The sequence below is a fragment of the Frigoribacterium sp. AP1 genome (genome assembly GCF_056680555.1).
The window spans coordinates 2,972,533-2,995,061 of record NZ_CM155288.1 but is presented as its reverse complement, the minus strand read 5'-3'; the positions used below and the strand labels follow the sequence as shown (position 1 = coordinate 2,995,061).

20 protein-coding genes are annotated in these 22,529 nt (G+C 67.8%); 17 read left to right on the top strand and 3 right to left on the bottom strand.

The genetic code is table 11. The annotated features are described in order from the left end of the window. The first annotated feature begins 34 nt into the window (after window positions 1-34). The 17 genes from AC1MBW_RS14220 (at window position 35) to AC1MBW_RS14140 (ending at window position 19,096) form a co-directional block, all read left to right on the top strand. Window positions 35-343 carry a PTS lactose transporter subunit IIB gene (locus AC1MBW_RS14220; RefSeq protein ID WP_054146078.1) on the top strand — a complete coding sequence of 103 codons (309 nt, stop codon included), beginning with the start codon at window positions 35-37 and terminating at the stop codon, window positions 341-343. Between the two features lie 2 nt (window positions 344-345). Further along, window positions 346-810, top strand: a complete 465-nt coding sequence (locus tag AC1MBW_RS14215) for a PTS mannitol transporter subunit IIA (protein ID WP_054146079.1) — start codon at window positions 346-348, stop codon at window positions 808-810. A 26-nt stretch (window positions 811-836) separates the two neighbouring features. Further along, window positions 837-1,106 (top strand): HPr family phosphocarrier protein, encoded by a 270-nt coding sequence (locus AC1MBW_RS14210; RefSeq protein WP_043592801.1) that lies wholly within the window; start codon window positions 837-839, stop codon window positions 1,104-1,106. Between the two features lie 125 nt (window positions 1,107-1,231). Next, window positions 1,232-2,923 carry a DUF885 domain-containing protein gene (locus AC1MBW_RS14205; RefSeq protein ID WP_480024875.1) on the top strand — a complete coding sequence of 564 codons (1,692 nt, stop codon included), beginning with the start codon at window positions 1,232-1,234 and terminating at the stop codon, window positions 2,921-2,923. 168 nt (window positions 2,924-3,091) lie between these two features. Then, window positions 3,092-4,543 carry a 30S ribosomal protein S1 gene (rpsA, locus tag AC1MBW_RS14200; RefSeq protein ID WP_054146081.1) on the top strand — a complete coding sequence of 484 codons (1,452 nt, stop codon included), beginning with the start codon at window positions 3,092-3,094 and terminating at the stop codon, window positions 4,541-4,543. 78 nt (window positions 4,544-4,621) lie between these two features. Continuing rightward, the gene (gene coaE, locus AC1MBW_RS14195; protein WP_480024874.1) at window positions 4,622-5,272 is read left to right on the top strand and encodes a dephospho-CoA kinase; all 651 of its coding nucleotides are present in this window, start codon (window positions 4,622-4,624) and stop codon (window positions 5,270-5,272) included. 10 nt (window positions 5,273-5,282) lie between these two features. Then, window positions 5,283-7,349: an excinuclease ABC subunit UvrB gene (uvrB, locus tag AC1MBW_RS14190; RefSeq protein ID WP_480024873.1), complete on the top strand. Its 2,067-nt coding sequence runs from the start codon at window positions 5,283-5,285 to the stop codon at window positions 7,347-7,349. Then, window positions 7,339-8,253, top strand: coding sequence for an SDR family NAD(P)-dependent oxidoreductase (locus tag AC1MBW_RS14185; RefSeq protein WP_480024872.1), 915 nt, complete (start codon window positions 7,339-7,341; stop codon window positions 8,251-8,253). The genes uvrB and AC1MBW_RS14185 overlap by 11 nt, the downstream gene beginning before the upstream one ends. Window positions 8,254-8,323: 70 nt before the next feature. Beyond that, on the top strand, window positions 8,324-11,275 hold the full coding sequence (gene uvrA / locus AC1MBW_RS14180) for an excinuclease ABC subunit UvrA (RefSeq protein ID WP_152970229.1): 2,952 nt from the start codon (window positions 8,324-8,326) through the stop codon (window positions 11,273-11,275). Further along, window positions 11,272-13,179: an excinuclease ABC subunit UvrC gene (gene uvrC / locus AC1MBW_RS14175; protein ID WP_054146084.1), complete on the top strand. Its 1,908-nt coding sequence runs from the start codon at window positions 11,272-11,274 to the stop codon at window positions 13,177-13,179. The genes uvrA and uvrC overlap by 4 nt, the downstream gene beginning before the upstream one ends. A gap of 40 nt (window positions 13,180-13,219) precedes the next feature. Then, window positions 13,220-14,101 carry an RNase adapter RapZ gene (gene rapZ / locus AC1MBW_RS14170; RefSeq protein WP_055972789.1) on the top strand — a complete coding sequence of 294 codons (882 nt, stop codon included), beginning with the start codon at window positions 13,220-13,222 and terminating at the stop codon, window positions 14,099-14,101. Between the two features lie 68 nt (window positions 14,102-14,169). Continuing rightward, window positions 14,170-15,150 (top strand): DNA-binding protein WhiA, encoded by a 981-nt coding sequence (gene whiA, locus AC1MBW_RS14165; RefSeq protein ID WP_054146086.1) that lies wholly within the window; start codon window positions 14,170-14,172, stop codon window positions 15,148-15,150. Window positions 15,151-15,320: 170 nt separating this feature from the next. After that, window positions 15,321-16,325, top strand: a complete 1,005-nt coding sequence (gene gap, locus AC1MBW_RS14160; RefSeq protein ID WP_043595015.1) for a type I glyceraldehyde-3-phosphate dehydrogenase — start codon at window positions 15,321-15,323, stop codon at window positions 16,323-16,325. A gap of 63 nt (window positions 16,326-16,388) precedes the next feature. Further along, window positions 16,389-17,600, top strand: a complete 1,212-nt coding sequence (locus AC1MBW_RS14155; RefSeq protein WP_480024871.1) for a phosphoglycerate kinase — start codon at window positions 16,389-16,391, stop codon at window positions 17,598-17,600. Continuing rightward, window positions 17,594-18,382: a triose-phosphate isomerase gene (tpiA, locus tag AC1MBW_RS14150; RefSeq protein ID WP_054146089.1), complete on the top strand. Its 789-nt coding sequence runs from the start codon at window positions 17,594-17,596 to the stop codon at window positions 18,380-18,382. Before AC1MBW_RS14155 ends, tpiA begins: the two co-directional genes overlap by 7 nt. Window positions 18,383-18,488: 106 nt before the next feature. Next, entirely contained in the window at window positions 18,489-18,740 is a 252-nt protein-coding gene (secG, locus tag AC1MBW_RS14145; RefSeq protein ID WP_043595012.1) for a preprotein translocase subunit SecG, read from the top strand. After that, window positions 18,740-19,096, top strand: coding sequence for an RNA polymerase-binding protein RbpA (locus AC1MBW_RS14140; protein ID WP_043595011.1), 357 nt, complete (start codon window positions 18,740-18,742; stop codon window positions 19,094-19,096). The genes secG and AC1MBW_RS14140 overlap by 1 nt, the downstream gene beginning before the upstream one ends. Window positions 19,097-19,208: 112 nt before the next feature. Here the strand turns inward: AC1MBW_RS14140 and pgl are convergent, their stop codons facing one another. Genes pgl through zwf form a run of 3 tightly spaced genes read right to left on the bottom strand, consistent with a single transcriptional unit; the run spans window position 19,209 to window position 22,474 of the window. Then, entirely contained in the window at window positions 19,209-19,979 is a 771-nt protein-coding gene (pgl, locus tag AC1MBW_RS14135; protein ID WP_480024870.1) for a 6-phosphogluconolactonase, read from the bottom strand. 15 nt (window positions 19,980-19,994) lie between these two features. Further along, complete coding sequence (locus AC1MBW_RS14130; RefSeq protein ID WP_480024869.1) at window positions 19,995-20,942, bottom strand: glucose-6-phosphate dehydrogenase assembly protein OpcA; 948 nt, start codon at window positions 20,940-20,942, stop codon at window positions 19,995-19,997. Beyond that, complete coding sequence (gene zwf / locus AC1MBW_RS14125) at window positions 20,939-22,474, bottom strand: glucose-6-phosphate dehydrogenase (protein WP_054146092.1); 1,536 nt, start codon at window positions 22,472-22,474, stop codon at window positions 20,939-20,941. Before zwf ends, AC1MBW_RS14130 begins: the two co-directional genes overlap by 4 nt. Between the last annotated feature and the right edge of the window lie 55 nt (window positions 22,475-22,529).

The following is a 22,529-nucleotide window of genomic DNA, read 5'->3' as shown; positions in this document are numbered from 1 at the left end:
CCAGTCAGCACCACCACCACACAAGGAGAAGGTCATGGCAACCCTCGACGGTTCCAGCATCAAGAAACTCATCGTCGCGTGCGACGCGGGCATGGGCAGCAGCGTCATGCTGGCGTCCACGCTCAAGAAGCAGCTGAAGAAGAGCGGTGTCACCGTCGAGCACTCGCCCGTCGCGTCGATCCCATCGGATGCCGACGTCGTCGTCACCCAGAACAACCTGGCCGAGCGGGCCCGCGGTGTCGTGCCGAACGTGCCCGTCGTGCCGTTCCAGCTGTTCATGGGAGACCCCAACGTCGCCAAGGTCGTCAAGGCGATCCAGGACGGCTCGACGGTCGAGGTCTGACGATGACCGACCAGCAGGCACCCGAGCTCTCGGCGCTCCTCGCCGAGTCGTCCATCCGACTCGACGAGGTCGCCGCCTCGCGTGACGAGGCCATCCGCAAGACGGGTCAGGCGCTCATCGACGCGGGCGCGATCGACGAGTCGTACGTCGACGCGATGTTCGAGCGTGAGAACTCGGTGTCCACCTACGTCGGCGAGGGTGTGGCGATCCCGCACGGCACCCTCGCCGGCAAGGACTCGGTCAAAGAGGACGCCCTCGTCGTCCTGCGGTTCCCGGTCCCGGTCGACTGGGACGGCAACGAGGTCTCGGTCACGGTCGGCATCGCCGCCAAGGGCAACGGCCACATCGCGATCCTCAGCCAGCTGGCCAGCATCCTGATGGACCCCGACAAGGCCGCTGCCCTGCGCGGCTCGACCACGACCGCCGAGGTCTACGAGCTGCTCGCGTCGACCGACGACGACGACTGACCCCCACCCCCTCCAGAGGAGAAGACATGCCAGAACGTTCCGTCACCATCGCCTCGAGCGTCGGGCTGCACGCCCGTCCCGCCTCGTTGTTCAGCCAGGCCGCCGGCAAGACCGGCGCCAAGGTCACGCTGACCTCCGCGGCCGGCAAGAGCGTCAACGCCGCCAGCATCCTCGGCGTGCTCTCGTTGGGCATCGGCCACGGTGAAGAGGTCGTCGTCGCGACCGAGGGCGACAACGCCGAGGCCGCCCTCGACGAGCTCGTCGCGCTCCTCGCGACCGACCTCGACAAAGAGTAGGCACCAGCACCGAGACGGGGCGCCCGCCGACCAGAGTCGGCGGGCGCCCCGTTCGTCGTGGGACCCGAGGAGGCGCGGTGCGGGCCCTCCGGCACCGCGCCTCCTGCGTCACTAGGCTCGTCGGCATGACCGATCCCGCGACGACTCCGACCCCGCGCACCCCGACCCCCGTAGACGGGGTCGCCGAACGCTGGGTGGACACCCTCTGCGAGCTCGACCCCACCACCGCGACCTGGATCGGCCGTGAGGGCCGCACCGGCGAGTACGGCGACTACTCGCCCGAGGGTCACGCACGCCGCGTCGAGGCCGTCCGAGCCGCTCTGGCCGAACTGCGGAGCACCGCCCCCGTGGACGACGTCGACCGCGTCACCCGGGACGACCTGACAAGCGAGCTCCAGCTCGACCTCGAGTACGCCGAGCAGCGACTCGAACTGCGCGACCTGAGCGTCATCGCGTCGCCGGCACAGGGCATCCGCGAGGTGTTCGACCTGATGCCGACCACGTCCGAGGGAGACTGGGTCGACGTCGCGTCCCGCCTCGGTCGGGTTCGGACCGCCGTCGACCAGTACGTCGAGACGTTGCGTGCCGGCATCGCCGGGGGAGTGACCCCCGCCCGCCGCCAGGTCGAGAAGGTGGCCGAGCAGTGCGCCCGCATCGGTGCCGCCGACGGCTTCTTCACCGAGTTCGTCGGCGGAGCCCGGCTCGGCGACGGCAGCGAACCCGGCGCGGCGCTGGCTCGGGACCTCGCGTCGGGCGCCTCGTCCGCCGCAGAGGCCTACGTCGACCTGCGACGGTTCCTTCTCGACGAGCTGCTCCCCGCCGCCACCACCGTGGACGCCGTCGGACGCGACGCCTACGCCCTGCACTCGCGACGGTTCCTGGGAGCGACGGTCGACCTCGACGAGACCTACGAATGGGGGATCGACGAGCTGGCCCGGATGACGAGTGAACAAGAGGCCGTCGCACGTCAGATCGAACCCGGGGCGTCGGTCTCCCGGGCCATCGAGCTGCTCGACACCGACCCCGCACGCCAGCTCGTGGGCACCGACGCCCTCCGCGCCTGGATGCAAGAGCTCAGCGACCGGGCCGTCGCCGAGTTGGGGCGCGACCAGTTCGACATCCCCGAGCCTGTCCGCCGGCTGGAGTGCCGCATCGCACCGACGAAGGACGGTGGCATCTACTACACGAGCCCCAGTGACGACTTCTCGCGACCCGGTCGCATGTGGTGGTCGGTGCCCGAGGGCGTCACCCGCTTCGGCACCTGGCGTGAGACGACGACGGTGTTCCACGAGGGCGTCCCCGGTCACCACCTGCAACTCGGCCAGGCCGTCCACAACCGGGCCACGCTGAACACCTGGCGCCGACAGCTGGCGGGGACCTCGGGGCACGCCGAGGGTTGGGCGCTCTACGCGGAGCGGCTGATGGACGAGCTCGGCTGGCTCGGCGACCCGGGCGACCGCTTGGGCATGCTCGACGGGCAGCGCATGCGCGCGGCGCGCGTCGTGCTCGACATCGGCGTCCACTTGGGCAAGCCGTTCCCCGGCGGCGGCGGGTCCTGGGACGCGTCGAACGCATTCGGCTTCATGTCCGAGAACGTCAACATGGACACCGGGTTCGTGCGCTTCGAGGTCGACAGGTACCTCGGCTGGCCGGGACAGGCGCCGTCGTACAAGGTCGGTCAACGCATCTGGGAGGACCTCCGCGCCGAACGCGCGCGGCGTGACGGCGACGCGTTCGACGTCAAGGCCTTCCACCGGGACGCCCTGCGGCTGGGTGGGGTCGGGCTCGACACGCTGCGGCGGGCCCTGCTGGAGTGAGTCGTCCCGGCGCCCGACACGCCGTTGCCTACAGCTGCGGCACCGCGCTAAGATCATCGAGCGCTATCTGCGTCGATCTTTCCGCACGCCGCGTTCGACACATCCTCCCGAACACCGTTCGAGGGGCGAACACGGCCCGATTCATGCCCGTACTGGAGCACTAACTACATGACAACCGTAACGACCAAGGCACCCAAGCAGGTCGCCATCAACGACATCGGATCCGCTGATGACTTCCTGGCCGCGGTCGAGAAGACCCTGAAGTTCTTCAACGACGGCGACCTCATCGAAGGCACCGTCGTGAAGATCGACCGCGACGAGGTCCTCCTCGACGTCGGCTACAAGACCGAGGGTGTCATCCCCTCGCGCGAACTCTCGATCAAGCACGACGTCGACCCCACCGAGGTCGTCGAGGTCGGCGACACGGTCGAAGCCCTCGTCCTCCAGAAGGAAGACAAAGAAGGCCGCCTGATCCTGTCCAAGAAGCGCGCTCAGTACGAGCGTGCCTGGGGCGACGTGGAGAAGATCAAGGACGCCGACGGCGTCGTCACCGGTACGGTCATCGAGGTCGTCAAGGGTGGCCTCATCGTCGACATCGGCCTCCGTGGCTTCCTCCCCGCCTCGCTCATCGAGCTGCGTCGCGTCCGCGACCTCACGCCCTACCTGGGCCAAGAGATCGAGGCCAAGATCCTCGAGCTCGACAAGAACCGCAACAACGTGGTCCTGTCGCGCCGTGCCCTGCTCGAGCAGACGCAGTCCGAGAGCCGTACGACCTTCCTGAACAACCTCCACAAGGGTCAGGTCCGCAAGGGCGTCGTCTCGTCGATCGTCAACTTCGGTGCGTTCGTCGACCTGGGCGGCGTGGACGGCCTCGTGCACGTCTCCGAGCTCAGCTGGAAGCACATCGAGCACGCCAGCGAGGTCGTCGAGGTGGGCCAGGAGGTCACCGTCGAGATCCTCGAGGTCGACCTCGACCGTGAGCGCGTGTCGCTCTCGCTCAAGGCCACCCAGGAAGACCCGTGGCAGGTGTTCGCCCGCACGCACGCGATCGGCCAGGTCGCTCCGGGCAAGGTCACCAAGCTCGTCCCCTTCGGTGCGTTCGTCCGCGTGGCCGACGGCATCGAGGGTCTCGTGCACATCTCCGAGCTGTCGGCGAAGCACGTCGAGCTGGCCGAGCAGGTCGTCGCCGTCGGCGACGAGGTGTTCGTCAAGGTCATCGACATCGACCTCGACCGCCGTCGCATCTCGCTGAGCCTCAAGCAGGCCAACGAGGGTGTCGACCCCGAGGGCACCGAGTTCGACCCGGCGCTCTACGGCATGCTCACCGAGTACGACGACCAGGGCAACTACAAGTACCCCGAGGGCTTCGACCCCGAGACGAACGAGTGGCGCGAGGGCTTCGACTCGCAGCGCGAGAAGTGGGAGCAGGACTACGCTGCCGCCCAGGCGCGCTGGGAAGCCCACAAGAAGCAGGTCGCTGCCTCGCTCGTCGAAGAGACGACGTCGTTCGACGCTCCCACGGGATCGTCGTTCTCGGCCGAGTCCCCTTCGGGCGCCGGCACCCTCGCCGACGACGAGTCGCTCGCCGCTCTTCGCGAGAAGCTGTCGAACAACAACTGAGTCCCTCCGGTCTCGACCAGAAGGCGGTTCCCCCACGGGGGAGCCGCCTTCCGGCGTTCGCGGCGTAGTCTCGACGTCGTGTTCGTCTGTGGATTGACCGGTGGCATCGCCGCCGGCAAGTCGGTCGTGGCCCGTCGACTCGCCGAACGGGGGGCGGCGCACGTCGACGCCGACGCCCTCGCACGTGAGGTGGTCGAGCCCGGGTCGGCGGGACTAGAGGCCGTGGTCGCCCGCTTCGGGTCCGAGGTGCTGCGGTCCGACGGCTCCCTCGACCGGGCCGCCCTGGGAACCGTCGTCTTCGCCGACCCTGCCGCTCGCCGTGATCTCGAGGGGATCACGCACCCGGCCGTGCACGCTCTCTCGGCCCGTCGCATGGCCGATGCCGTCGCCGACGACCCGGAACGCGTCGTGGTCTACGACGTGCCGCTCCTCGTCGAGTCGCGGGGGACCGCCGGCTTCGATGTGGTCGTCGTCGTGCACGCCCCCCGTGAGGTACGCCTGCGGAGGCTCGTCGAGCTGCGGGGGATGAACGATGAGGAGGCGCGGCGCCGCGTGGACGCGCAGGCCGACGACCGGACACGGCTCGCCGTCGCGGACGTCGTCGTCGACTCGTCCGGGTCGCTCGAGCACACGCTGGAACAGACGGACGACCTCTACGACCGGCTGCGTTCGCTGTCAGCGGCGAAGCAGGCAGCCTCCCCGGACGCGAGTGTCGGTGGTCCCTCGTAAACTGGAATCCATGGAACCGACCCGCAGTGTCCGCCCGTTCGAAGTCATCAGTGAGTTCGAACCCAGCGGCGACCAGCCGGCTGCCATCGCCGAGTTGGCGGGGCGCATCAACGCGGGCGAGACCGACGTCGTCCTGCTGGGCGCCACAGGAACGGGCAAGTCGGCGACCACGGCCTGGCTCGTCGAACAGGTGCAGCGCCCCACGCTCGTCCTGGCCCACAACAAGACGCTCGCGGCCCAGTTGGCGAACGAGTTCCGGTCGCTCTTCCCGAACAACGCCGTCGAGTACTTCGTGTCGTACTACGACTACTACCAGCCCGAGGCCTACGTCCCGCAGACCGACACCTTCATCGAGAAGGACAGCTCCGTCAACGCCGAGGTCGAGCGCCTGCGGCACTCGACGACGAACTCCCTGCTGAGCCGGCGCGACGTCATCGTCGTCTCGACGGTGTCCTGCATCTACGGTCTCGGCACTCCCGAGGGCTACATGGAAGCCATGATCGCCCTCCAGGTCGGCATGCGGATCGATCGCGAGACGCTGATCCGCCGCTTCGTCTCGATGCAGTACCAGCGCAACGACATCGACTTCTCGCGTGGCAACTTCCGTGTGCGGGGTGACACCATCGAGATCATCCCCATGTACGAAGAACTGGCCATCCGCATCGAGATGTTCGGCGACGAGGTCGAGGCCCTGTACGCCCTCCACCCGCTCACGGGCGACGTCGTCAAGACCATGGACGCGGTGTCGGTCTTCCCGGGGTCCCACTACGTCGCGGGTACTGACGTCATGCACCGGGCGATCGGGACCATCAAGGACGAACTCGCCACCCGTCTCGACGAGCTCGACAAGCAGGGCAAGCTCCTCGAGTCCCAACGTCTGCGCATGCGCACGACGTTCGATCTCGAGATGATGGAACAGATCGGTTTCTGCAACGGCATCGAGAACTACTCGGCGCACATCGACGGTCGATCGCCCGGCGAGGCGCCCCACTGCCTGCTCGACTACTTCCCCGACGACCTGCTCGTGGTGATCGACGAGTCGCACGTCACCGTGCCCCAGATCGGTGCCATGTACGAGGGCGACGCCTCGCGCAAACGCACCCTCGTCGACCACGGCTTCCGGCTGCCGAGTGCCCTCGACAACAGGCCGCTCAAGTTCGAGGAGTTCCTCGACCGGGTCGGCCAGAAGGTCTACCTCTCGGCGACACCCGGCAAGTACGAGCTGGGGATCACCGACAGCGTGGTCGAGCAGATCATCCGACCCACCGGGCTCATCGATCCCGAGATCGTGGTCAAGCCGTCCGCGGGTCAGATCGACGACCTGCTCGAAGAGATCCGCTCACGGGTCGAGATCGACGAACGCGTCCTGGTCACCACCTTGACCAAGAAGATGGCCGAAGAACTCACCGACTTCCTCACCGAGGCCGGCGTGCGGGTGCGGTATCTGCATTCCGACGTCGACACGCTCCGACGGGTCGAGCTGCTGACCGAACTGCGCCAGGGGGTCTACGACGTGCTCGTCGGCATCAACCTGCTCCGTGAGGGCCTCGACCTCCCCGAGGTGTCGCTCGTCGCCATCCTCGACGCCGACAAAGAAGGCTTCCTCCGCTCGTCGACGTCCCTCATCCAGACCATCGGTCGTGCGGCCCGCAACGTGTCGGGTCAGGTGCACATGTACGCCGACGTGATGACCGATTCGATGAAACAAGCACTCGAAGAAACCGATCGTCGTCGCGAGAAGCAGGTCGCCTACAACCTCGAGCGCGGTATCGATCCCCAGCCGTTGCGGAAGAAGATCGCCGACATCACCGAGGTCCTGGCTCGAGAGGGCGCCGACACCGCTCGCCTCCTCGCGGATCGCCAGGGCGGCAAGCGCGCCCCCACGCCGAACCTCCGCCGCGAGGGCAAGGCGGCCAGCGCGGCGAACGGTCTCGAAGCCATCATCGCCGACCTCAACGAGCAGATGCTGCAGGCCTCGGCCGAGCTCAAGTTCGAATTGGCCGGTCGACTCCGTGACGAGGTCGCCGACCTGAAGAAAGACCTGCGCCAGATGGAGGCGGCCGGCCATGCCCGGTGATCGTCGCCGTGTCGTCGTCACGGGTGCGACCGCGGGTCTCGGCTACTACTCCGCCGAGCGGCTCGTCACGGCCGGTCATCAGGTCGTCCTCGCGGCCCGCGACGCAGAGCGAGCCGTCCGGGCCGCCGATCTCCTGCGCAGCCGCGTGCCCGGGGCGGACGTCGACACCGTCGCGCTCGACCTCGCCGATCTCGCGTCGGTCCGCTCGGGTGCGTCCGCCATCGCCGCCGGTGGGCCGGTCGACGGCCTGCTGGCCAACGCAGGCGTCGTCGGTTCGCGTCGTCGCCAGACGACGACCGACGGCTTCGAGCTCCAGTTCGGCACCAACCACCTCGGCCACTTCGCGCTGGTCTCGCACCTCCTTCCGGCGCTCGAGTCGGCCGGGACGGCGCGAGTCGTGCACCTCGGCAGCATCAGCCACCGGTGGGTGCGACTCGACCTCGACGATCCCATGATGGTCTCGAGCTATTCGGGGGCCGTCGCCTACGCGCGATCCAAGCTCGCGGTCATGACCTTCGGGTTCGACCTCGATCGGCGACTCCGGGCGGCCGGATCGTCGATCTCGAGCGTCGTCGCCCACCCCGGGTTCTCGTGGGAGTCCCTCAGCGACCCACGCCCGCCCGTCGTCGAGCCCCACCGTCCTCCGGCCGTCCTCACCTCGATGATGCACACGTTCTCCCAGGGCAAAGAGGTCGGAGCAGAGCCCCTCGTCCACGCCCTCGTGGGCGAAGACGTCGTCGGCGGGGAATACTGGGGTCCGGCCGGGTGGTTCCAGCTGACCGGCGCCCCGGCTCGCGTGCCCGCCAAACGTCATACCCGCGACGAGTCGGTCGCATCCCGTCTCTGGCAGGTGTCGGCCGGCCTGACGGGCGTCCAACCGGTCATCTCGTCCCCGGCCCCCTGACCCTGCGCCGCCGGCTGCATCTCCCGCGGGCCTGCCCGCCACGACGACGAGCGTCGTCCACATCGACAGAATGGTAAGAGTGTCCATCTCACCTGTAGAAGGTTCCTCCACGCTGAGCGTCCGGGGTGCCCGCGTGCACAACCTGAACAACGTCGACCTCGAGATCCCGCGTGACTCGTTGGTCGTCTTCACCGGGTTGTCCGGCTCCGGCAAGTCGTCCCTCGCCTTCGACACGATCTTCGCCGAAGGGCAGAGACGGTACGTCGAATCGCTGTCCGCCTACGCGCGGCAGTTCCTGGGCCAGGTCGACCGGCCCGACGTCGACTTCATCGAGGGCCTCAGCCCGGCCGTCTCCATCGATCAGAAGTCCACGAACCGCAACCCGCGATCCACGGTCGGCACGATCACCGAGATCTACGACTACATGCGCCTCCTATGGGCACGGATCGGCGTGCCGCACTGCGCCGTCTGCGGCGAGAAGATCAGCAAGCAGAGCGTGCAGCAGATCGCCGACCAGCTCATGACCCTCGAGACGGGCACCCGTTACCAGGTGCTGAGCCCCGTGGTCTCGCAGAAGAAGGGCGAGTTCGTCGACCTGTTCGCCGAGCTCGCGTCCACGGGGTACTCCCGGGCCATCGTCGACGGTGAGCAGATCCAGCTCAGTTCGCCGCCCAAGCTGAAGAAGCAGATCAAGCACGACATCTCGGTCGTGGTCGACCGCCTCGTCGCCTCCGATCAGGCGCTGACCCGTCTGACCGACTCGCTCGAGACCGCCCTCCGCCTGACCGACGGCCTGGTCACCATCGACTTCGTCGACACCGACGAGGGCGCGGCCGGCAAGTACCGGACGTTCTCCGAGAAGCTCTCGTGCCCGAACAACCACCCGGTCCAGCTCACCGAGATCGAACCCCGCACGTTCTCGTTCAACGCCCCCTTCGGTGCCTGCCCCGAGTGCTCGGGTCTCGGCACCAAGATGTCGGTCGACTCCGACCTGCTCCTGGGCGATCCCGAGCTGAGCCTCGCCGACGGCGTCATCCTCCCGTGGACCCAGTCGGGCAAGGGCCTCTACAACTACTTCCAGAAGCTCCTCGAGGGCCTGGCCGGCGATCTCGGCTTCAGCCTCAAGACTCCGTGGCACGACCTGTCCGAGAAGGTCCAGCAGGCCGTCCTGCAGGGCAACGACTTCGAGGTCACGGTCAAATGGCGTAACCGCTTCGGGCGTGAGATGACGTACTCGACGGGTTTCGAGGGTGTGATGCCCTACATCGAGCGCAAGTACGCCGAGGCCGAGACCGACACTCAGCGCCAGCGTTACGCGTCCTACCTCCGTGAGATCCCGTGCGTCGTCTGCAAGGGCAAGCGGCTCAAGCCCGAGGTCCTCGCCGTCCTGGTCGACGGGAACGACATCGCGACCGTGTCCGAACTCAGCCTCGCCGACGCCTTCGAGTTCATGAACAGCCTCACTCTCACGACCCGCGAGGCGCGCATCGCCGCCCAGGTCCTTCGTGAGATCCGGGTCCGGCTCGAGTTCCTGCTCGAGGTGGGTCTCACGTACCTCTCGCTGGCCCGCGCCGCCGGGTCCCTCTCGGGTGGCGAGGCCCAGCGCATCCGCCTCGCGACCCAGATCGGCTCGGGCCTGACGGGGGTGCTCTACGTCCTCGACGAACCGAGCATCGGCCTGCACCAGCGGGACAACCGCCGACTGATCGACACGCTGGTCAAACTCAAGAACCTCGGCAACACGCTGATCGTCGTCGAGCACGACGAGGACACCATCAAGACGGCTGACTGGGTCGTCGACATCGGTCCGGGTGCCGGCGTCAACGGCGGCACGGTCGTGCACTCGGGCAGCTACGAGGACCTCGTCGCGAACACCGACTCGTACACGGGTGACTACCTCGCCGGGCGGCGCTCGATCGAGACGCCCACCAGCCGTCGTCCCGTCGACAAGAAGCGCATGATGTCGGTCGTGGGCGCCAAGGCCAACAACCTGCGCGACGTCACCGTCGATTTCCCTCTGGGCACCTTCGTCGCGGTGACGGGTGTCAGCGGTTCGGGCAAGTCCTCGCTCGTGAACGACATCCTGTACAAGGTCCTGGCGAACCAGCTCAACGGAGCCCGTCAGATCCCCGGCAAGCACACGCGTGTCACGGGGCTCGACGCCCTCGACAAGGTCGTCCACGTGGACCAGGCACCGATCGGTCGCACCCCGCGCTCGAACCCCGCGACCTACACGGGAGTCTTCGACCGCATCCGCACCCTCTTCGCCGAGACGACCGATGCAAAGGCCCGCGGCTACCTGCCGGGACGCTTCAGCTTCAACGTCAAGGGCGGTCGCTGCGAGAACTGCGCGGGTGACGGCACCATCAAGATCGAGATGAACTTCCTGCCCGACGTCTACGTCGCCTGCGAGGTGTGCGGTGGTGCGCGCTACAACCGCGACACCCTGGCGGTGCGCTACAAGGGAAAGAACATCTCCGAGGTCCTCGAGATGCCGATCAGCGAAGCAGCCGAGTTCTTCGCCCCCATCTCGGCGATCTCGCGGTTCATGTCGACGCTGGTCGACGTCGGCCTCGGCTACGTGCGACTCGGCCAGAGCGCCACCACGTTGAGCGGTGGCGAGGCTCAGCGCGTGAAGCTCGCGACCGAGCTGCAGAAGCGCTCCAACGGGCGCAGCGTCTACGTTCTCGACGAGCCGACCACGGGTCTGCACTTCGAGGACGTGCGCAAGCTCCTGCTCGTGCTGAACGGCCTCGTCGAGAAGGGCAACACCGTCATCACGATCGAGCACAACCTCGACGTCATCAAGTCCGCCGACTGGCTGATCGACATGGGCCCCGAAGGAGGCGCGGGTGGCGGTACCGTCATCGCCACCGGCACGCCCGAACACCTCGCCACCGTGCCCGAGAGCCACACGGGCGTCTTCCTCAGGGAGATCCTCGAGTCGGGTCACACCGTGCCGCGCGTCCAGAAGAAGAAGGCCACGCCGACGCGACGTCGGGAGGCCGTCGAAGCACGATGAGCAACACCGTCTCCTGGCGCCCGAAGGCGGGCGAGATCCCGACCGACCCCGGCGTCTACCGCTGGCGTGACGAGCGGGGCCGGGTCTTGTACGTCGGCAAGGCCAAGAACCTCCGGGCCCGGCTGAGCAACTACTTCGCCCCGCTGCCTTCCTTGCACGAACGAACCCGACGGATGGTCCTGACGGCGAGGTCGGTCGAATGGACCGTCGTGGGCAGCGACATCGAGGCCCTGCAGCTCGAGTACACGTGGATCAAAGAGTTCGACCCTCCGTTCAACGTCAAGTTCCGCGACGACAAGACCTACCCCTTCATGGCCGTCACCCTGGCCGACGAGGCGCCCCGGGTGATGGTCACGCGGAACCCGCGCATCAAGGGGGCGAAGTACTTCGGGCCTTACCCGAAGATCTGGGCGGTCCACGACACCATCGACCTGATGATCAAGGTCTTCCCGATCCGCACGTGCTCCGACAGCAGCTACAAGAAGGCCATGCAGACGGGCAAGCCCTGCTTCCCAGGGCAGATCGGTCGTTGCGGCGGGCCCTGCTCCCACAAGGTGTCGATCGACGAGCACCGGGCCATCGTCGACGAGTTCGTCAGGTTCATGGGCAGCTACGACAAGAAGGTGATCGCCGACCTGCAACGGTCCATGAAGACGGCCGCCGTCGAGCAGCGCTTCGAGGACGCGGCGGCCTACAGGGACCAGGTGCAGGCCCTCGAGGCCGTGCTCGACAAGTCGGCGGTCGTCCTCCGCGACAACGTCGACCTCGACCTCTACGCCCTCGCCGAGGACGAGCTGGCGGCCGCCGTCCAGCTCTTCACGGTGAGGGGCGGTCGCATCCGTGGTTCCCGCGGATGGGTCGTCGACAAAGAGATCGACATCTCGACCGGCGACCTCGTCGAGCAGGTCCTGCAGGGCATCTACACCGCCGGCGCCGAGCTTCCCCGCGAGATCGTCGTGACCGAGACGCCGGACGACAACGACGCCCTCGAGAGCGTGCTGAGTTCCCTCCGCGGGCGCGGGCGGGTGCAGATCCACACGGCACAGCGGGGTGAGAAGGCGAACCTGATGCAGACGGCGACCCTCAACGCGCAGCAGTCGCTCATGCTCTACAAGACCCGTCGCAGCGCCGACTTCGCCACCCGGTCGACCGCCCTGGCCGACATCCAGGAGGCCCTCGGCATGAGCGACGCGCCCTTGCGCATGGAGTGCTACGACGTCTCCCACCTCTCGGGCACGAACATCGTCGCCTCGATGGTGGTCTTCGAGGACGGTCTGCCGCGGAAGGACCAGTACCGGCGCTTCAACATCCCTCAGTCGACTGATGACACCGAGTCGATCTACCAGACCCTCAGCCGCCGTCTCTCGCGCCTCGACGACGAACTCGCCCCCGTCGAAGAGGTGGGTGAGCAACGCAAACGGTTCGCGTACCGCCCCAACCTCCTCATCGTCGACGGCGGACAGCCCCAGGTGGCGGCGGCGCGACGAGCTCTCGACGATGCCGGCGTCACCGACATCGCCCTGTGCGGCATCGCCAAGCGGCTCGAGGAGATCTGGCTGCCCGACGACGACTTCCCGGTCATCCTGCCGCGCAACAGCGACGCGTTGTTCCTGATCCAGCGCATCAGGGACGAGGCGCACCGGTTCGCGATCACACACCAGCGGCAGCGACGCAAACGCGACATCTCGACGCAACTGGCCGAGATCCCCGGGTTGGGCCCCTCGCGGGTGGCCGTCCTCCTGAAGCACTTCGGCTCGGTCAAGCGGCTGAAAGACGCAGACGTCGCCGACATCTCGGCGATCCGCGGCATCGGACCGACCCTCGCCGCGGCCGTCGTCGAACGGCTCCGCGGAGCCGAGGACGTGACGGCCGACGACGCCGTGCCCCCCACGAGCCCCGCCTAGACTCGATGCACCGCCCGCCGACCCGGAGGACACCACCGACATGAGCGACGTCAGCGAACAACAAGAGGTCCTGATCGTGACGGGCATGTCCGGTGCCGGGCGGTCGACGGTCGGCAACGCCCTCGAGGACCTCGACTGGTACGTGGTCGACAACCTGCCCGCGCAGATGCTGCGACCGTTGCTCGACCTGGCCGAGCGCGCGGGGGATTCGCTCCCCAAGATCGCCGCCGTGGTCGACGTCCGCGGGGGTCGCCTCTTCAGCGAGGCACAGGAGGCCGTCCGGACCCTCCGAGCGAGCATGCCCAGCAAGGTGCGCGTCCTCTTCCTCGACGCGACCGACGCGGCGTTGGTCCGCCGTTTCGAGCAGGTCCGGCGGCCGCACCCGCTGCAGGGTGACGGCACCTTGCTGGACGGCATCCTGGCCGAGCGTGCGCGCATGGAAGAGCTCCGCGAGACCAGCGACGTGATCATCGACACGTCAGAACTCAACATCCACCAGCTGGCCACGACGATCTCCGAGAAGTTCGCCGAGTCCGATCGCGCCGGGGTGCAGGTGACCGTCCTCAGCTTCGGGTTCAAGTACGGCCTGCCCACCGACGCCGACATGGTGGGTGACGCGCGGTTCCTCCCCAATCCGTTCTGGGTGCCCGCGCTCCGGCAGCAGTCGGGGCTCGACGAGCCGGTCACGACGTACGTCATGCAGCAGGACGGGGCACGAGAGTTCGTCGACGCCTTCGCCGCCTCGCTCGTCCCCGTGTTGTCGGGCTATCAGCGTGAGAACAAGAGACACGCTACGATCGCCATTGGCTGCACCGGGGGCAAACATCGATCGGTCACCCTCGTGGGTGAACTGGCGGCGCGTCTGCGTGGACTCCCCGGCGTGGCGGTCAGCGTGAAACACCGCGACCTCGGCCGAGAATGACCCACCGAGGTCGTTCAGCACGCCCGTGTACCGACGACAAGTCGACCTGACGAAAAGGAACAACCGGAGTGGCCCAGACTGCCGACGTCAAAGAAGAACTCGCCCGCGTCGAGGTGAGCAGGACGACGATCCGGGCCGCCGAGCTCGCCACCGTTCTCCGCTTCGCCGGGGGACTGCACCTCATCTCCGGTCGCATCGCGGTCGAGGCAGAACTGGACTCGGCCCTCATCGCCCGACGGGTCCGCAAAGACCTGGCCGAGCTGTACGGGGCCCGGAGCGACGTCGCCATGACGGCTCCCTCCGGCACACGACGCACCCCCGGGTTCCTCGTGCGGGTCCACGAGGCCGGCGAGACGCTGGCCCGTCAGACCGGGCTCATGGACGCCCGCCGACGACCGGTGCGTGGCTTGCCGAACCGACTCACGACCGGCTCGCGTGACGATCTCGCCGCGATCTGGCGCGGTGCCTTCCTCGCCCAGGGTTCCCTGACCGACCCCGGTCGTTCCGCCTCGCTCGAGGTCGTGTGCCCCGGCAACGAGACCGCCATGGCGCTCGTCGGGGCCGCCGGGCGACTGGGCGTCGCGGCGAAGGCCCGCGAGGTCCGGGGCGTGCACCGCGTGATCATCCGCGACGGCGAGGCGATCGGCACCATGCTCAAGGTGATGGGTGCCGAGAAGAGCGTGACCGACTGGGAAGAGATGCGCCAGCGCCGGGAGGTGCGCGCGACCGCCAACCGACTCGTCAACTTCGACGACGCCAACCTGCGACGTTCCGCCCAGGCCGCCGTCGCCGCCTGCGCCCGGGTCGACCGGGCGATGGAGCTCCTCGGCGACGACATTCCCGACCACCTCAAGTACGCGGGCGAACTGCGACTGGCCCACCGCGACGCCAGCTTGGACGAACTCGGCCACCATGCCGACCCCCCGATGACCAAGGACGCCGTGGCGGGACGCATCCGCCGCCTGCTCGCCATGGCCGACAAGAAAGCCAGTGACCTGGGCCTGCCGGGTACGGACGCCAATCTCCCGAGCGACCTCGACCTCGACTGAGGTCGACGGAGGGGGTCCCATGACGTCACGGGACGGCGAATCCCAGAGGGCGACTGCTACTGTCGTAAGCGGTGTCCGACCCGAGGTCATCGAGAGTTCGGGCGTCGCCACGGGCCTGGTCGCCCACACCCTCCACGCGTCCCCACGACGCCTGATCATCAGGAGTTTCATTGACCGTCAAGATCGGCATCAACGGCTTCGGTCGCATCGGCCGTAACTACTTCCGCGCGGCGCTCGCCAAGGGAACCGACATCGAGATCGTCGCCGTCAACGACCTGACCGACAACGCTGCCCTCGCACACCTCCTCAAGTTCGACTCGATCACGGGTCGTCTCGACGCCACCGTCGAGCTCGACGGCGACTCGATCGTCGTCGACGGCAAGCCGATCAAGGTGCTCGCCGAGCGCGACCCCGCCAACCTGCCCTGGGGCGAGCTGGGCGTCGACATCGTCGTCGAGTCGACCGGTTTCTTCACGAAGGCCGAAGACGCACGCAAGCACATCACCGCCGGTGCGAAGAAGGTCCTCATCTCGGCTCCCGCCACCGGTGACGACGCCACCATCGTGCTGGGCGTGAACGAGGGCATCTACGACCCCGCCAACCACCACATCATCTCGAACGCGTCGTGCACGACGAACAGCCTCGCGCCCCTGATGAAGGTGTTCCTCGACAACTTCGGCGTCGAGCGCGGTCTCATGACGACGGTCCACGCGTACACGGCCGACCAGAACCTGCAGGACGGCCCGCACAAGGACCCCCGCCGTGCCCGTGCCGCCGCGCTCAACATCGTCCCGACGTCGACCGGTGCTGCCAAGGCCATCGGCCTCGTGATCCCCGAGCTCGCCGGCAAGCTCGACGGCTACGCCCTGCGCGTTCCCGTCCCCACCGGCTCGATCACCGACGTGACCCTCGAGACCAGCACCCCGGTGACGGTCGAGCAGATCAACGCCGCGTACAAGGCCGCAGCCGAGGGCGAGCTCAAGGGCATCCTCGCCTACTCCGAAGACCCGCTGGTGTCCACCGACATCACGACCGACCCGCACTCGTCGATCTACGACTCGGGGCTCACCAAGGTCATCGGCAACCTGGTCAAGATCACCTCGTGGTACGACAACGAGTGGGGCTACTCGAACCGCCTCGTCGACCTGACGAAGTACGTGGCCGACCGCCTCTAGTCCGACCCCGGTGCCCCGGCCCTCGCGGGCCGGGGCATCGTCCTCCGAACCCGAAACGAACCCATGAGCCTGCGAACCCTCGATTCCCTCGGTCCCTTGTCGGGCAAGCGCGTCATCGTCCGATGCGACCTCAACGTCCCGCTGAAGGACGGCGAGATCACCGACGACGGACGCATCCGTGCCTCCCTCGACACCCTCGACCTACTCATCAACCAGGGGGCCAGGGTCGTCGTCATCTCGCACCTCGGTCGCCCCGACGGCGAGGCCAAGGCCGAGTACAGCCTGCGACCGGTCGCGCAACGACTCAGCGAACTCCTCGGCAAGAGCGTCGGCTTCGCGGCGAGCACCGTCGGCGACGAGACCACCGCAGCGGTGGCCGGTCTGACCGACGGCCAGATCGTGGTGCTCGAGAACCTCCGCTACAACGCTGCCGAGACGTCGAAGGACGAGTCGGAGCGTCAGGAGTTCGCCCGTCGCCTGGCCGAACTCGGCGACGTGTTCGTCTCCGACGGCTTCGGCGTCGTGCACCGCAAGCAGGCGAGCGTGTACGAGCTCCCCGCGCTCCTCCCGAGCGCAGCCGGCACGCTGATCTCCCGCGAGCTCGAGGTCCTCGACAAGCTGACCGAGAACCCCACACGGCCCTACACCGTGGTCCTCGGAGGTTCGAAGGTGTCCGACAAGCTCGGCGTCATCGAGCACCTGCTCCCGCGGGTTGACAACCTGCTCATCGGTGGCGGCATGCTCTTCACCTTCCTCGCCGCCCAGGGGCTCCCCGTCGGCAAGAGCCTGCTCGAGAAGGACCAGCTCGACCGGGTCCGGGGCTACGTCGACGAAGCCGCGCGTCGGGGCGTCAATCTCGTCCTCCCCGTCGACGTGGTGGTCGCTTCGTCGTTCAGCGCCGATGCCGACCACACCGTGGTCGCCTCGGACGGCATCGAGTCCTCTCCTCTGGGTGCGGATGCCCTCGGGTTGGACATCGGCCCCGAGACGGCGGCCCGCTTCGCCGAGACCGTCCAGACGTCGTCCACGGTCTTCTGGAACGGACCGATGGGAGTCTTCGAGTTCCCGGCCTTCGCACACGGCACCAAGGCGGTCGCCGAGTCTCTCACCCATGTCTCGGGTCTCGGTGTCGTCGGCGGTGGCGACTCGGCCGCGGCCGTTCGTGCCCTGGGCTTCACGGACGACCAGTTCGGCCACATCTCCACCGGTGGTGGAGCCAGCCTCGAATTCCTCGAGGGCAAACGACTCCCCGGACTGGAGGTCCTCGGATGGTGACCACGCGCACCCCCCTCATCGCCGGCAACTGGAAGATGAACCTCGATCACCTGCAGGCGATCGCGTTCGTCCAGAAGCTCGCCTGGTCCCTCAAGGACGCCAAGCACGACTTCGACTCGGTCGAGACCGCGGTGTTCCCGCCGTTCACCGACATCCGCAGCGTGCAGACCCTGCTCGACGCCGACAAGCTCGAGCTGGCGCTCGGAGCCCAGGACCTCTCCGCCCACGATTCCGGTGCCTACACGGGCGAGGTCTCGGGGCCGTTCCTCGCCAAGCTCGACGTCCGCTACGTCCTGGTCGGGCACTCGGAGCGCCGGACGCTCCACGCCGAGGACGACGAGGTCGTGGCGACGAAGGTCGCTGCGGCTCATCGGTCGGGCCTCGTCCCCGTGATCTGCGTCGGCGAGACGGCCGACGACCTCGAGCAGCACGGACCGAGCGCGGTGCCGGTGGCTCAACTCCGTGCGGCGCTCGCCCAGGTGCCCGCGTCCGCCGAGATCGTCGTGGCCTACGAGCCCGTCTGGGCGATCGGGTCCGGGCAAGCGGCCACGGCCGAGCAGGCCGAGCAGGTCTGCGCCGCGCTGCGGGTGGCCCTGGTCGACATCGTCGGTTCTGACGCCGCCGCCGCGACCCGTGTCCTCTACGGCGGATCGGTCAAGTCCACCAACATCGCGTCCTTCATGCGTGAGCCCAACGTCGACGGAGCCCTCGTCGGTGGGGCGAGCCTCGACGTGTCGGAGTTCGCCAGCATCGTCCGTTTCCAGGCGCACGTCGGCGTCTGAGCCGATCGGGGCGCCGCACGTCGGTGCCCTTCCGGCTCGTGCTGCCGGGGTGACGGCCTCTCGCGGCTATACTGTTCAGCGGTCTTACCGCATCGAAAGGTCCCACGTGGAAATTCTCCAGGTCATCCTGCAGGTGTTGCTCGGCATCACGAGCCTCCTGCTGACCCTCCTCATCCTGCTCCACCGCGGTCGCGGCGGCGGTCTGTCCGACATGTTCGGCGGTGGTGTCACGAGCAACCTCGGGGCGTCCGGCGTCGCCGAGCGCAACCTCAACCGAATCACGGTCTTCCTGGGTCTCGTCTGGATCACCTGCATCGTGGTCCTTGGCCTCATCACCAAGTTCGCGGCGGTCAGCTGATGGCCTCGGGCGGTAGTGCAATCCGCGGTTCGCGCGTCGGCGCGGGCCCCATGGGCGAACAAGACCGTGGCTTCCACGCCGAGCGGATCACCATCTCGTACTGGGACGCCCTCGGCAACGAGGTCGTACGCCACTTCGCGGCCAACGTGCCCGACGAAGAGATCCCCGAGACCGTCGATTCGCCCTCGAGCGGGCTGCCGGCAGGTCGCGACAAGGCGAACCCACCGACGGTCGCCAAGCTCGAGCCCTACAAGACTCACCTCGCGTACGTGAAAGAGCGCCGGACCGAAGAAGAGGCCGAGCAATTGCTCGAAGAGGCCCTTCAGCAGTTGCGCGTCCGACGCGGCAAGGCCTGAGCCAAGTCGAGCGCACCTCCTGGTGTCTCGACGCCGACCACGACGAAGGGCCCCGCAGCCATCAGCTGCGGGGCCCTTCGTCGTGCCACGAACGCTCGGTCCGGGCCGGGACTCAGTACGTGGAGGCGATCAGGTTCTCGGGGACCTCGGCGGCTGCGTCCTGGTCGACGAAGAAGACGGTGCGCTTGCGCCCCTTGACCCCGGCAACCGGCACCTGGTCCGCACCGGCACCCGCGAGGGCGAGCCCCAGAGACGAGGCCTTCTCGGCCCCGGCGAGGATCATCCAGACGCGCTGCGAGTTGTTGATCACGGGCAAGCTCAGCGTCAGGCGCACCGGCGGCGGCTTGGGGGAGTCGTCGATCGTGAGCACGGTCGGCTCGAGCTGACGGATCTGCGCCTTGTCGGGGAACAACGAGGCCACGTGACCGTCGGGACCGACGCCGAGAAGCGTGATGTCGAAGTGGGGGGCCTCGTCGTCGGCCTGTGCGTGCTGGCGGAGCTCGTCGCGGTAAGCGACGGCCGCTGCCTCGACGTCGGCGTAGTCGCCGACAGCACCGAAACGGTGGACGTTCTCGGGCAGCAACCCGATGTGGTCGAGCAGGTCGATGCCGGCCTGTGTGTCGTTGCGGTCGGAGTCTCCGGCGGGAACCCACCGTTCGTCGGCCCACCAGATCGAGACCTTGGACCAGTCGACGCTGTCGCGGGCCGGTGACGCGTTGATGGCCGCCAGCACGAGCGTGCTCACCGACCCGCCGCTCACGACGACCGACGCATAGTTCTGCTCTTCGAGCACGTCGATGATCTTGGTGATGAAGCGGGCGGCCACGGACGCACCCAGCGATTCTTTGTCGGGGTGGACCAGCACCCGGCGTTCGTTCGTCACGGTTCTCTATCTGCTCTAGTTGCTCTGGACGGGTTCGCTCAATTGGCCGACCCCGTGTCTCACGACGTTCCCGAACAGGTCGTCGGGGTCGAGTCTACGGAGTTCCTCGGCCAGGCAGTCGCGAAGCGAGCGGCGTGGCAGCGCGAGGTCGTGAGTGGGCTGGCCCGGTTGGGTCAGTGTCGCGACGTCGTCGAGGGAACGTTCGAGGACGATGGACCCGGAGGCGCGGACGAGTTGGACCCCGTGGATGCCGCTCGAGCCGGTCGCCCGGGTCGTCAACTCTCCGTCGACGGGCACCTGGAGCTGCAGACGCAGCCAGGCGGCAAGGAGGAGCGTCGAGGGGGAGTCGGGCGCCCCGGAGACACCGACCTCGGTCACCGACTCGTAGGGCGGCTGGTCGAGCACCGCGGCGAGCTGTGCCCGCCACAGGGTGAGCCGGGTCCAGGCGAAGTCGGTGTCACCGGGAGCGTAGCTGCGAGCGAGGTCGATGATCGACTGGCGCGGGTTGGACTGACTCGCGGCGTCGGTGATGCGCCGTTGCGCGATGCGCCCCAGTGGGGACTCCGAGACGACGGGAGGAGCAGTCTTGGGCCACCACGCCACGACGGGAGCGTCGGGGAGCAGGAGCCCGGTGACGAGCCCCTCTTCGTCGCTCGCGGTCTCACCGTAGGCCCGGAGCAGGATGACCTCGCTGGCACCGGCGTCGCCCCCCACGCGGATCTGAGCGTCGAGTCGTCCCTCGCCATCGTTGACGCCGGCCGAGGTGGATACGACGATGACCCTCATGGGGTGCTCGCGGGAGGCGTCGTTCGCTGCCTCGATGGCTTCTTCCTCGTCACCGAGACGCGTGGAGATGATCAAGGTGAGGACGCGCCCCAACGCGACCGCGCCTCCTTCTTCCCTGATCTTGACCAGCGTCTTCTGGACGCGGCTGATGGTGCTGTCGGGCAGGTCGACGATCACGGACGCCTCCAGGTACGGCCGTCACGGGCCATGAGTTCATCGGCCGAGGCGGGGCCCCACGTGCCGGGTCGGTACTGTTCGGGCTGGCCCTGGGTGGCCCAGAACTCCTCGATCGGGTCGAGGATCTTCCACGAGAGCTCGACCTCTTCGTGCCGGGGGAACAAGGGAGGATCGCCGAGGAGGACGTCGAGGATCAGACGTTCGTAGGCTTCGGGGCTGGCCTCGGTGAAGGCGTGACCGTAGCCGAAGTCCATGGTGACGTCGCGGACCTGCGTGCCGATGCCGGGCACCTTGGACCCGAACCGCAGGGTGACTCCCTCGTCGGGCTGGACCCGGATCACGAGAGCGTTCTGCCCCAGGGACGTCTGGGTGCCGAAGATGTTCTCGGGCACCTGCTTGAAGACGACCGCGATCTCGGTCACGCGACGCCCGAGACGCTTCCCGGCGCGGAGGTAGAAGGGCACGCCCGCCCAGCGTCGGGTGGCGATCTCGAGCTTGATGGCGGCGAAGGTCTCCGTCGTGCTCTCGGGGTCCATGCCCTCTTCGTCGAGGAAGCCGAGGACCTTCTCGCCGCCCTGCCACCCGCCGGCGTACTGGCCTCGTGCAGTGCCGGTGGCGAGGTCGGCGGGCAGGCGGACGGCCGAGAGGATCTTCTCCTTCTCGGCCCGGAGATCGCGTGCGGCGAACGTGACCGGCTCTTCCATCGCCGTCAGGGCGAGCAGTTGGAGGAGGTGGTTCTGGATGACGTCGCGGGCGGCACCGATGCCGTCGTAATAGCCGGCCCGGCCGCCCACTCCGATGTCCTCGGCCATGGTGATCTGGACGTGGTCGACGTAGTTGGAGTTCCAGAGGGGTTCGTACATCTGGTTCGCGAACCGCAGCGTGAGCAGGTTCTGCACCGTCTCTTTGCCGAGGTAGTGGTCGATGCGGAACACGCTGTCGGGCTCGAAGACCGTCTCGACGACGGCGTTGAGTTCGCGAGCCGTCTTGAGGTCGCTGCCGAAGGGCTTCTCGATGACGACGCGACGCCACGCACCGTCCTTCTCCTCGGCAAGCCCGGAGTTGCGGAGCTGCTCGGTGACCATGGGGAAGGCCTTGGGCGGGATCGAGAGGTAGAACGCGTGGTTCCCCATCGTGCCGCGCTCGCGATCGAGTTCTTCGATGGTGTCCTTGAGCCGAGCGAACGCGTCGGCGTCGTCGAAGACTCCCTGGACGAAACGGAAGCCCTCTTTGAGCTGACGCCAGACGTCTTCGTCGAACGGCGTGCGGGCGTGGTCCTTGACGGCCTGGTAGACGACCTGCTCGAAGTCCTGGCCCTCGAACTCACGACGGGCGAAACCGACGAGCGCGAAGCCGGGCGGCAACAGGCCACGGTTGGCGAGGTCGTAGACGGCGGGCATGAGCTTCTTGCGGGAGAGGTCGCCCGTCACACCGAAGATGATCAGGCCGCTCGGGCCGGCGATGCGGTTGAGACGTCGGTCGGAGGGCAACCTCAGCGGGTTGGACTCCGGCGTGATCGGCACCGGTGACATGGGGTTCCGTTCTGTGGTTCGAGGGGTGATCCGGTCGAGGACGGGCGAGACCTGC

Coding starts and splice junctions, on each gene's coding strand:
- uvrA (WP_152970229.1), top strand. CDS start 8,324: ATGGTAAGAGTGTCCATCTCACCTGTAGAAGGTTCCTCCACGCTGAGC.
- uvrC (WP_054146084.1), top strand. CDS start 11,272: ATGAGCAACACCGTCTCCTGGCGCCCGAAGGCGGGCGAGATCCCGACC.
- rpsA (WP_054146081.1), top strand. CDS start 3,092: ATGACAACCGTAACGACCAAGGCACCCAAGCAGGTCGCCATCAACGAC.
- AC1MBW_RS14140 (WP_043595011.1), top strand. CDS start 18,740: ATGGCCTCGGGCGGTAGTGCAATCCGCGGTTCGCGCGTCGGCGCGGGC.
- AC1MBW_RS14155 (WP_480024871.1), top strand. CDS start 16,389: ATGAGCCTGCGAACCCTCGATTCCCTCGGTCCCTTGTCGGGCAAGCGC.
- AC1MBW_RS14205 (WP_480024875.1), top strand. CDS start 1,232: ATGACCGATCCCGCGACGACTCCGACCCCGCGCACCCCGACCCCCGTA.
- AC1MBW_RS14215 (WP_054146079.1), top strand. CDS start 346: ATGACCGACCAGCAGGCACCCGAGCTCTCGGCGCTCCTCGCCGAGTCG.
- tpiA (WP_054146089.1), top strand. CDS start 17,594: ATGGTGACCACGCGCACCCCCCTCATCGCCGGCAACTGGAAGATGAAC.
- AC1MBW_RS14185 (WP_480024872.1), top strand. CDS start 7,339: ATGCCCGGTGATCGTCGCCGTGTCGTCGTCACGGGTGCGACCGCGGGT.
- AC1MBW_RS14210 (WP_043592801.1), top strand. CDS start 837: ATGCCAGAACGTTCCGTCACCATCGCCTCGAGCGTCGGGCTGCACGCC.
- rapZ (WP_055972789.1), top strand. CDS start 13,220: ATGAGCGACGTCAGCGAACAACAAGAGGTCCTGATCGTGACGGGCATG.
- AC1MBW_RS14220 (WP_054146078.1), top strand. CDS start 35: ATGGCAACCCTCGACGGTTCCAGCATCAAGAAACTCATCGTCGCGTGC.
- uvrB (WP_480024873.1), top strand. CDS start 5,283: ATGGAACCGACCCGCAGTGTCCGCCCGTTCGAAGTCATCAGTGAGTTC.
- zwf (WP_054146092.1), bottom strand. CDS start 22,474: ATGTCACCGGTGCCGATCACGCCGGAGTCCAACCCGCTGAGGTTGCCC.